This window comes from Bacillus cereus group sp. Bc031, from assembly GCF_027716265.1.
Taxonomy (GTDB): Bacteria; Bacillota; Bacilli; order Bacillales; family Bacillaceae_G; genus Bacillus_A; species Bacillus_A paranthracis.
Window position 1 is genome coordinate 23,066 of the sequence record NZ_JAQFUL010000057.1, and the last position, 10,586, is coordinate 33,651.

The following is a 10,586-nucleotide window of genomic DNA, read 5'->3' on the forward strand; positions in this document are numbered from 1 at the left end:
AGCACAAGATACTGTTTCTTGTGCTTTTTACATATCCCAAAAGTCATTGATTTTGGCGTAAGGATCAATTTTTCTAATAGCATTTAATAGTTTTTTCATGATTTCAGGTTTTGGGATATAATTTGTATCTCTACATGCTTTACTGATGGTTTGAACAGAAACCTTTGACTTTTTGGCTAGTTCCTGTTGTTCGATTCCTTGCCGATCTAACCATTTTTTTAATTTAGTTCTATTTTTGCGGAAAAACATTTATTTCACTCTCCTGTCCTTATTTTTTTATTTACAATTATGGACAGGAAGTTAAATTCATATACAATTCAATTCAACTTAAATTTAAGTAAAATACAAGAGAACGAGATTCATAAAGTATTTACACGAACGATTTATTGATAATTTCACTTGGAATGAGGTATACATACAATGCAAAGATTTGACTTACGCATCATACAACAAATCTTTGCAAGGCGCTTTCCAAAAAAAATCAAATCCGTCTATTCTAAGAAAACATGAATAAGGACACTTTTGTTTTACTCGTATAAGGTAAGTAATTGAAAAATGGATAAATAGAAAGAGTTTGGACATATTACAGTTTGAGTATTAACTCAAATTTGTATTAGGGCGTGAAGGGATGATCGGTTTGTTAGTTGTATTGGGATGCACACTTGTATTTTTTCTTGTGGCACAAATTTTCACTCCACCATCTACCTATAATCCAAACGATGATACACAGAGGGCGAAATGCTCTAATAAATTAGAGAAGAGAGTATATGATGCATTGCGCTTTAAGGGTTATTATCCAATTGTGCAATATAAAGTACCGAATAAACGTTTTAAGTTAGATTTTGCGTTTTTTTCTCCAAATGGTTTAAAAATAGATGTAGAAATTGATGGGCCTTTTCATCGAACACCAGAAGGAACCAAACGAGACAGAAGAAGAGATAAATTTATGAAAACAAATGGTTGGAAAGTGATTCGTATTACTGATATTTCTTTAAAAAATGGATTTGAAAAACAAATACTTTTGCTGGTGGCAACATTAAATGAATTTGGGATAGAACCTTCTAAAGAATCAAATCTTGTTTTGTTAGAAGAAAAATGAAGACGTATGATAACTTCATCATACGTCTTCATTTTTTGAAAAGAGCTTAGACCAGAATCCTTGTTTTTCTTTTGGAGCATTAAGAGCTTGTTTACTTTCTTTTAGCTCTACATGTAATTGCTCAATTTGTTTGGATTGCTCTTGTAATAGTTTTTTTTGCTCAATCATTTCATCTGAAATGACACCTAACATTTGCTTTAACTCACTATTTTCTTGTGTTAAACCTTGTAATACGCTCATTACATTTTCATAACGCGTTATATAATGCTCATTTTCGTCTGTGACGGGGGGCGTAATGGGTGCTAAATTATTGGGAGGATTCATTGATATAATAGCATTTGCGGCATCATCTAGCGTCATAGACTTACTTTTACTTAATTCTTGTATTTTTCTTAGAATTATAACGTCCTTGTCAAAAAAACCGCGTTGGTCATGGTCGTTACGGTGGAAGTTATAGCCGCGGTCTTCTAATAAACGGGCATACTTACGTATAGTTCCTTCCTTAACTCCTAATAATTCAGCAACCTCGCGGGTCCAGTAAACATTTTGAATATCTGTTACGGCGTCATGTGACACGTCACATACACCTCCTTTTCGGATAATATTATACACTTTTTAATAGAATCCTTGTGTATTTAATAAAAAAAGAGTTGTTCTTTTATAAAAGAACAACTCTTTTTGATTGTATTATGCATATGGATCATCTTCTAAATCATTCAGTTTATTCCATGATGTATTTTCTTCTTTATCATTGGATTCCCCAGGATTCGTTATCTCTTGACTTGTTTCGATATGAGTTTGATCCGAAATAGGTGTATGAACAGTTTTTGAACCTTCATCGTGTTTGATTGGTAAAGGTTGTGTTTCGTTATCTAATGTAAATGTGTATTTACGCGGTAAAATTTCCGCTACATCTACATTACCAATTTGTTTATGAAGTTGTTGTGCCGCATACAAAAAGAACATTGTAAGATCACTCTGTTTGTTAATAAAATCAATCATGTCTGGTGAAATGTCTTTCTTAATATAGACATTTGCTCTATCACCAGCTTTGTATATTTTACGAGCCATTATTTTTCACCGACAGGAGCAAGCGCTTTTTCTTTTAATTCTTCAAATCTTGGAGAGCATGTGTACACAAGTAATCCGCGTGCATTTACGAAAAGTGGGTCTTTTAAGAAAATAACATTTGTTAAACGTCCTTTTTGCTCTAAAATTTGCTGTAGGCTTTCTTTTACGATTGCGGCACCGCCACCATAAATGAATACATACGGATCATCTTTCATATCATCAATTTTATTAATAATATCAGTTGCAATTCGATTTGCTAAACCTAATAATGCGCCACGTGATGCCTCTTTTAAACGAATATGACGAGGATGTTCAGAATCAAGATAAATTGCATTAAATTCAGCAATACTGTCTATTGTCTTTTGTTTATTGTTTAAGTTCCAAACCTTGATAATATCAAGTAAAGTTTCTTTCACTCCATATGGTAAACCACGACTCATTTTATGTTTAAAACTAACACCATGAGAAACAACTTCTTCTGTCGTACCAGCGCCAATATCGAAAGATAATATTGTTTTGTCAACAAAGTCTATTTCTGTTGTTTTGCCTTCTGTAGCTTCTACTTTTCTTTTGATGGTTTTACCTTTTTCATCATAAACGATTCCCCATGATCCCGCCGCGCCTTCTGGTAAACACTTGCAAAATTCAATTTGGATATTAACTACTACTTCACGTCCGCTTGGGTGGTGGAATTTCACTGTATGATGATTCATATAACGTTCTACAAATTCTTGTGCTGTTTGAGGCGTGATTGTTGCGACAGGTAATGCAACAGAAAGATCATAAGTAACATCAATTTTATCTTTATTTGGTTGTTTTCTCATAGCTGTAATTGCTAAACCAGCTAATGTAACAAGTAGCACAAGATCATCTTTCGATTTATCCGATTTCTTTTCCATTTCAATACCTTTAATGTTTTCATCAATCACTTTTTGACCAATAATGTAACGCAGATTGTTTGCTTTTAAGGTAGGTGATGAAATTGTAACATCAATGTTGTTTTCTAAATCTTCAACAGAAATATCCTCATCACTCAAAATGTTTGTTGATTCTCCAATATGATGTGAATAAATACTTGGTATGAATAAAGGATCATGCCCTAATACATTTAATTTTAAACCACTGTTCCCTGCGTCTGCACCAGCTTTAAGAATTACCATATATAAAAACCTCCTAAAGATTATTTGTTATCGATTTTCTTAATTCCATTATATGCTAAACACTTCTAAAAAGTCAATACAATCACATACAAATTAACATAATTTAATACAAGTCAATACAAAAATATCAGTAAAAATCTATAAAAATCATTCAAATACAAGTATTTTACGTATTTATTCATATTCACTTGTATTCATTTGTATTGACTTTTATTGATTTTCACATAGTTTAATTGTTCTTAGATCGTGGAGCCGACTGTCTTTTTGAAATAATCCACCTGTTACCTATTTTTTTTGCTTTCACTTCTCCCGCGGCACATAAATTTTTAATTGTTCCTGATGGCATATCCCATTTTTCGGCGGCTTCTTCAACGCCCATGACTTCTTCTAATGGGTCGCTATCATCATTATTGTAATTAATCACTAATAAACGTAATGTTTCGCCTGGGGCACTAGTTTTTTTTAGAAATTGCTCCCAGACATCGTCTGGAAGCCTAAACTTTCTTTGCATAAAATCCCATCCTTTCAATTTCACAATGATATTGCTTTGCAAGCTCATCCGCATATTTTAAAGCCAGGTGACGTTCTCTACCTGTAAACATTTTTTCATGTTTGTAAAAACCGTACACCCGTTCATTTTCTATATAATCTGTACTGACGTTTGGCCGCATTTCTAGTTGTACATGGTATTTCACATGATTTGTAGAATAATCTCTTCTTCTAACAAGTGTCACAACGCTTTTAAATTCAGTATTTGCAACAGTTTGAGCGTGATCGTAGATATCCATTTGATAATTTTTAAGCTTTTTTATAATTTCTTCTAATCTTTCTATGTCCCGATCCACCATATCACTATAACTCTTTAATCTTTTCATATCATAGATGTGCTTGAATTTTTCACAATTTGCATTTATATACATGTGGGCATCTCCTTTTTTTAGAAAGATAAGAGGGGAAAACCCCTCTTATGCTTCAAGTTTCGGCTTGTTTTTCTTAATTCGCTTTACCTCGTGCATTGATCTGATTTCATCGAGTGAGAAGTCTTTGTTATGAAACTTCTTATACTCTCCTTCGTACCAATACCAAGCCTTTTTCTTAGATGCCCATTTAAATCCAAGTTGCTTTAATTCAGTTTTCAATGAGTAAGTGTTTCCTGTGAGCCAAATCCAGGTCCCAATAATCTCAATTTCAATATCGTATTTGATAAGTTCATCTATGATGTTTTGGTATGCCCCAGTGTTTTGCTTTTCAGAGTTACTATGTAGCTGTTCAAAAAGTCTGTCATACTCTTTCTTTGATGCGATAAAGTCTTCATGTTTTCCGCCTAAGTCTGGATGATGTTTTTTTGCTAGTTTCTTATATTGCTTTTTCAGTTCTTCTAAGGTAGTGACGCTTTGGAAGTAAACCATGGTCAACAACTCCTTTTTTTGTTTTATTTTAATGCGCTAGCGCATTTCTTAATTTCATTTTATCATGCGCTAGCGCACAAAACAAGCGTTTTTTTACTTATTTTTAATTTTTCGGAAAATATTTTCAGGGCTAACAAATAGCATAAAAAAGCCCTAGTTTTGCTGGGCACCAGGGCTTTTTTTATGCTTATATAAAACTCTTTTTATTGCTGTTTATTCCAGAATTGAACGTATCTATGGAGGGCCTCAATGCTTTTTAATCCCAAGTACACTTTAATTTCAATGGGTTTCATGCCATTCTGTAGCGCATTTAATATAAAACGGTTCCGTAGCATAGTAGGCGTTATATGGATTTCAGCTCGTTTCGTTTCTTTTTGTAACATGCGTTGTACAGCGATTCGAGTTAAAGCGGCGGGTTGATCGTTTTCATAATCCCAGCGGAACGTTTGCGGGCCGAAATCAAACGCTACAAAGAAGGGATCGCCCGTTTGTTGGCGTGGCCTTACAAGGCTAGGAATCTTGTTGTAATACGATAAGGCAAGTTTTACATGTTCTTTTGAAAGGGTAATGGATCGTTTGTGGGCGTGTAGCCCTCCTGGGGTAATCGTATTACTCCCAAAGTGTATATCATGCATGGATAGCGTGAGAATGTCCTGGATAGATAGCCCATAATCTAACATGAAGTGGATCAATAAAAGGTTACGTTCCAGAATAAACTTTCTGCCTGACGCCTGGTAGTCGGTTAACCCGTTATAACTACGCATGACGCGGAATAGCTTTCTAATTTCTTTGTCTGATGCAAAGTGTTTAGAAGTCAGTCCAGGAGGGGAGACATCACTTTTTAAATCCTGGGCCACACCATGAAATTGTAAAAAGTTAATCAGAATGCCTCGTACACGTTTGACATTAGAAATCGACGCCCCACGTTCCTTTTTAAGAGCTTTTAAGTATTTATCTAATACATTTGTATCAAAAGAACGGAAAAACGATTCTGGGGGCAATTTGACGTGTTTCTGAATCCATGATGTGAAAAGGGTGAGATCGTAGCGGTATTGTTTAACGGTGGAAGATTTACGGCCATGTTTTAACAGATCAGCAAGGAAAACGTCAACGGAAAGTTCCCAAGTCATATTTATATACTCCTTTGTCCTAAAAATTGTGTACCGCAATTATAAACGAGAACCATACAAACAAGCAATAGGGGATTCTAGGTCGTGACGTTTTTCGAGGGAGCTTGTGTGGGGTGCCATAGCCGAGACATTGCGGGGCTATGCGGAGACATATGGGCCTGGCTAGAGAGGACGTGTAGTTGTGATATAGGGGGATATATAGATGTACGGGAATGTGTAGAAGGCGAATGATGGGCCGAGATTGAGGAAGGACGATAGGCGAGGAATGGGAATGGCCGCCGCCCCGCCTACGTAGTTTTTTGAAAATCTGCCTGGCAACGGAATCTGATTCATAGCTGAATCAAGATACCCTTACCAGGAGAGCTTCGTTTTTCTTTTTCTTTATGTAAGTAGAAAAAAGCTAGAGTTTACATATATCAAACTGACTTTGCACTCATGCCGAAATGATGCCGCCTTTCATCATGTATACACTACATAGGAATCATATTTGCATCACTTTGGCATAACATAGGCATCAGTATTTTTGCTGTATGTTTAGATAGGATTAGAAATGATAATAGATAAAAGATTATCATGATATGTAGGAAAATAAACGAATAAAGCTACTCATAAATAGTGTGTTTGTTCGGAAATATGTTGAGTAACTAAAATGTTGTAGATTTGCATATTAAGAGGAAATGAGGATTTTATTTTCGTATATAGATCAATTTAGTGATGATATGTAGAAGTTTATAAAAAAAGAAACTCCCAATATAGGATACTTTTTATTAATAAACCTTGTTTTAAAAAAATTAAAACAATTAAATACATTAGGATTTATTTTTGCTCAATAAGCCTTACTCTCACAAGGGATTAGAAAATTCTTCTTATTTAATTACTAATTTAAAAGCAGGTTCAATTCGGGTATAAATTCATAGTGGATTTGTTGTGAAAAACGTCCTTAATTTATAAAAATATAATAGATTGATAATATGTTTAATCTATTAAAATAAAGAATGGCATGACAAAAAGCCTTGTTAGGGGGGATTTTTTTGAACAAGGCTATAAAACAATTATTTTTTTGTGAAAAATACGATTTAAGCGTTTGGATCGAGCATCTTTTTGAATAAATCAAACGGGATTTTACTCTTATTTGATTTTCTCAATCCTATATTTCTTATGTTTTCTTTCGCTTGTTGCTGTCTACGCTTCCTATTTGCAGTTAACTGTTTTGTATAGATTGTTATGAAATGTGCAGGCGTACTTTCTTGTGATTTGTTTATCTCAAAAAACTGTACACAATCCTCAAAAGTCTTTCGTGCTTCCCAATCTACGTCTGGCGGCATACGCAATGCGATTGTATAAGCATCTTTTTCAGTAATATTTGTATCTTTACTTATGATATACATATAAAGTTTCTTTTGATCTTTACTCATAAACTCATCCATTTCGCGGAATCGTAGTTCTAACTTTTTACCCAAATCAGGGGCATTTATTGGCTGTTTTTCTTCTACTTCTTCATTTGAAGGAGCAACAGAATCTAATATGTCTATTCCCTGGCATGTAGGCACAGTTGGTTTTTCGGCTTGTTCTGTAGATTGCTCCTGTTTTTTACTTAGTTTTTTAGATAGAAATTTTGTAAATGTAGAAAACATATCAATTGAAAACGCCCATTTTTGCTTAAAGTATTCAATGATTTTTAAATAATTGGTATTGAGGCTTAATATGTAAATAGATGGTGCCTTCTTACCATGACGTCTTGTTTTGATTTGATGGCATACTTGAAGGTCCTCTAACCAATTCAGGATAAAGTTGATAATTGGTACAGAGATACCCGATTTTTTACTGATTTGATCTTGTCGCATTTGAGAGAAGCCTTCTTGTACGAGGTAAGATAAAACAACTTCCAATGCCTGATAGCGGCGTGGTGTTTGTACGAAGTATTCTTTAGTGGTTTTACCTTCACAATCGAACAGAATAATATCAATATTTTTAATTACTTTTTGTACTGTTTTATTGATAGCACCTCGCGGAACATGAACCAGGTGTGGACTTAATTCTCGTTTTGCTGTACTTAGCAAAAAGTTATTTAGTAGCATGAAAAAACCTCCTATTTTTCCACCACAAATAAACAGGAAAAACAGAGGTTTTATATTCACAATAGATATACGTTATGGTATAATTTTAGTATCAAGTTTGATACTAAAGAAAAACACATATAACTATAGTGTGAATTTAAAGCCCCTATCTCTTGGAGTTTTTAATTGGTTTGAGTTTGGCGACCTGATCCAATTAAAAACGATGCGGTGGGGTTTTATTTTTTTTATGATTAATGTTTAAAACTAATGAATAGGCTTTTGTTAAAATTTTCTTATTTAAAATACATATCGTTAAGAACTATTTTACACATACTTTTTTTAAATATCAACTAGTAATAAGTTAGAAGTTACCAGCAAATACGAATAAAATTTTCTGAATATTAAGAAAACAATGTAGAAATATACAAAATTTCATACTGGAACGAAACTTTTTCTAATTTCTGTTAGAATATATTTACAGAAAATTATTTTAATATAAAAGCTTTTGTATATTTGTATATTAAAAGATGAGAGAGGGTGTGACAAGGGGTATGATTTTAGAAAAAATTCAAAAGGATTTAACTAATAGAGGTATTACTAATAGACAGCTTGCTGATATGTTAGGAATTAGCCATTCTAAAGTGAATCAGTCTATTTCGGGTAAGAGAGAATTTGATTTTTCTGTTTATGCAGAAATACTAAACATGTTATATCCCCATGATTATTCTTTTCGAAAGACAGAAGTGTTTAACTATTGTAACCAAGCTAAACGGAAAATTAATTTAAGAGTAGCGTTTGAATATATAGACATGTGCGGTGAATTAGAATTATTAAATTATTTAATTGATCGTGAAAAACAATCAAATAATTTGTTGAATCGTAAATTTGCGAGTGCTTATGAATTACTTTATTTACGAAATGCAGATGAATTTAATCCGCGCGAATTTTTGAAATTGGTAAAGGGAGAAATGGGAAAGCAAAAAAATGCGGAAGATATAAGTAAAATTCCTATGGAGTTTGCTCTGATTTACGCCTTTTTTGATTCAAGAAGTTACAATTTAGTAAGTGCAAATATTGATGAGTTAAAGGCTGAAATTGAAAAAGTGAAAAATCCATTTTTAAAATCTTCATATGAGTTAAGAACTATGGAGTTATTGGCCACATGTTTTCATAGGAATAATGAGTTGGAGAGAGCAAGAGAATTATGTGATGATATGATTTCCAGAAATGGAAGAGTATCTTTACTTCCAAAGGCTACAGCGTATTGTATTATGGGTGAGACATATATATTATCAGACTACGAATTGTCTAAGTATTATCTAGACAAAGGGTTAAGTTTGGTGGCTTCGCCAAGTAACCAAAAAATGCGTAAAAAACAACAAATGTTACAAACAACACTTGATTTTCTAAACATTCATTTTGAAAAGAATTTAGATCACATAAACCCTATAAATCCGACAGAAAGAGGGTATTTATACATTAAACAAAATATGAAAGAAAAAGCAGATTCTCTTATGGAAGAAACTAAAAAACAAAGAGGTTTTCTTACACCACTTCAACTTTTTGTTCAAGCTCTAGCAAGAGAAGATATGAACTTAATGAGAGAAGCTTTATTGGCCTTTGAACGAAATAATGATTTGTTCTATGCGGAACTTCCAAAAAATGTGTTAAAATAAATTTAGAGGTGGTTAAATATGAAGGGATGGGCAAAACGATTATATTTATGTGCCACAATAGCGGCTTTAACAGCACTTCCGATGCAAGGGAGTATCAGTAAAATTTTACAATATATGGTAGACCCTGGCGGTGGAGCTGGGTGATTGATGTTAAAAATGACACTACATTTGTAGTGTCATTTGTCGTTTAAAGAGTGGAACACTTGTTAGTGTGGCATAAAGTTTTGTTCCACTTGTACATGGGGTCCCGCCAACCAAATGACATAAAACCCACGTTAAGACATTTTTTGGAATTCAAATCCTTGATTTAGGTACGCTAAGGGTTGTAACTAAAATGAATATTTTTGCTATAGACGGCAATATTAGGGTGAGTACCAGCGAAGCTGTCACCATTTGCAATAAGGATACGTTAAGATTACAATAAGTTGTTTAAGTTTAACACTTACAATACGCATATCCACCGTACTGTTTTAGATTGATAATATATATTTTCATACTTAGATTCCATTATTATGTATAATAAAGTTAAAAAAATAATGACGCCACTTATGGAGAGTGTATTATGTCAAAAAATGATTCTACCAATTTCGTTTTACATGCAAAAAGTGACCAATTTTACTGGGAAGGAATTGGCCAACTGTCCATAAAAACATTTTCAAATGGTAAAGCCCATTATAAGACTAATAAAGGCATGTTTGCTGTTGAAGAAAGTAGATACCTACTCCTTAATAAAGGTTCATACACAATTTCAATTGATGAAACGAAGGATGTGGAATCTTTTTGTATTTTCTTTAAAGATGGGTTTGAAGCCGAGGTCTTTAATTCATTAAAAGAAACAAACGATAATCTTCTAAACGATCCATTTATGGATACGAGTTCTATTGTTTTTTTTGATAAAACCTATCATAAAAATAATACTTTATCTTTTCAACTTGAAACTTTCAAACATATTTTACCTAGTCTCGAAATTAATTCTGTTGGTTA

General features: G+C 33.2%; 12 protein-coding genes and 1 pseudogene. 4 read left to right on the forward strand and 9 right to left on the reverse strand.

The window, feature by feature from the left end:
- Window positions 1-27: 27 nt before the first annotated feature.
- The gene (locus PDQ33_RS19825) at window positions 28-249 is read right to left on the reverse strand and encodes a helix-turn-helix domain-containing protein (RefSeq protein WP_000466110.1); all 222 of its coding nucleotides are present in this window, start codon (window positions 247-249) and stop codon (window positions 28-30) included.
- A 379-nt stretch (window positions 250-628) separates the two neighbouring features.
- Between PDQ33_RS19825 and PDQ33_RS19830 the strand changes: the two genes are divergently transcribed.
- Window positions 629-1,099 carry an endonuclease domain-containing protein gene (locus PDQ33_RS19830; RefSeq protein WP_016123807.1) on the forward strand — a complete coding sequence of 157 codons (471 nt, stop codon included), beginning with the start codon at window positions 629-631 and terminating at the stop codon, window positions 1,097-1,099.
- Between the two features lie 18 nt (window positions 1,100-1,117).
- Here PDQ33_RS19830 and PDQ33_RS19835 read toward each other — a convergent pair whose 3' ends face one another.
- The 8 genes from PDQ33_RS19835 to PDQ33_RS19870 form a co-directional block, all read right to left on the reverse strand.
- Window positions 1,118-1,675: a MerR family transcriptional regulator gene (locus PDQ33_RS19835; RefSeq protein WP_016123810.1), complete on the reverse strand. Its 558-nt coding sequence runs from the start codon at window positions 1,673-1,675 to the stop codon at window positions 1,118-1,120.
- Window positions 1,676-1,786: 111 nt separating this feature from the next.
- Complete coding sequence (locus PDQ33_RS19840) at window positions 1,787-2,170, reverse strand: hypothetical protein (protein ID WP_270756484.1); 384 nt, start codon at window positions 2,168-2,170, stop codon at window positions 1,787-1,789.
- On the reverse strand, window positions 2,170-3,330 hold the full coding sequence (locus tag PDQ33_RS19845) for a ParM/StbA family protein (RefSeq protein ID WP_270756483.1): 1,161 nt from the start codon (window positions 3,328-3,330) through the stop codon (window positions 2,170-2,172). The genes PDQ33_RS19840 and PDQ33_RS19845 overlap by 1 nt, the downstream gene beginning before the upstream one ends.
- A 229-nt stretch (window positions 3,331-3,559) precedes the next feature.
- Window positions 3,560-3,841 carry a helix-turn-helix domain-containing protein gene (locus tag PDQ33_RS19850; RefSeq protein ID WP_270756482.1) on the reverse strand — a complete coding sequence of 94 codons (282 nt, stop codon included), beginning with the start codon at window positions 3,839-3,841 and terminating at the stop codon, window positions 3,560-3,562.
- Window positions 3,825-4,250, reverse strand: coding sequence for a hypothetical protein (locus PDQ33_RS19855; RefSeq protein ID WP_270756481.1), 426 nt, complete (start codon window positions 4,248-4,250; stop codon window positions 3,825-3,827). The genes PDQ33_RS19850 and PDQ33_RS19855 overlap by 17 nt, the downstream gene beginning before the upstream one ends.
- A 45-nt stretch (window positions 4,251-4,295) precedes the next feature.
- The gene (locus tag PDQ33_RS19860) at window positions 4,296-4,739 is read right to left on the reverse strand and encodes a molecular chaperone DnaJ (RefSeq protein WP_270756480.1); all 444 of its coding nucleotides are present in this window, start codon (window positions 4,737-4,739) and stop codon (window positions 4,296-4,298) included.
- Between the two features lie 203 nt (window positions 4,740-4,942).
- Window positions 4,943-5,869 carry a tyrosine-type recombinase/integrase gene (locus tag PDQ33_RS19865; protein WP_270756479.1) on the reverse strand — a complete coding sequence of 309 codons (927 nt, stop codon included), beginning with the start codon at window positions 5,867-5,869 and terminating at the stop codon, window positions 4,943-4,945.
- A 1,076-nt stretch (window positions 5,870-6,945) separates the two neighbouring features.
- Window positions 6,946-7,947 carry a Replicase RepFR55 gene (locus PDQ33_RS19870; protein WP_270756478.1) on the reverse strand — a complete coding sequence of 334 codons (1,002 nt, stop codon included), beginning with the start codon at window positions 7,945-7,947 and terminating at the stop codon, window positions 6,946-6,948.
- 530 nt (window positions 7,948-8,477) lie between these two features.
- Between PDQ33_RS19870 and PDQ33_RS19875 the strand changes: the two genes are divergently transcribed.
- From PDQ33_RS19875 to PDQ33_RS19885, 3 genes and pseudogenes are all read left to right on the forward strand, one after another.
- On the forward strand, window positions 8,478-9,602 hold the full coding sequence (locus tag PDQ33_RS19875; RefSeq protein ID WP_016123817.1) for an AimR family lysis-lysogeny pheromone receptor: 1,125 nt from the start codon (window positions 8,478-8,480) through the stop codon (window positions 9,600-9,602).
- 18 nt (window positions 9,603-9,620) lie between these two features.
- Window positions 9,621-9,746 carry a hypothetical protein gene (locus PDQ33_RS19880; protein WP_016123818.1) on the forward strand — a complete coding sequence of 42 codons (126 nt, stop codon included), beginning with the start codon at window positions 9,621-9,623 and terminating at the stop codon, window positions 9,744-9,746.
- Between the two features lie 418 nt (window positions 9,747-10,164).
- Window positions 10,165-10,586 (forward strand): annotated as a pseudogene (locus PDQ33_RS19885) (AraC family transcriptional regulator); the annotation flags it as partial.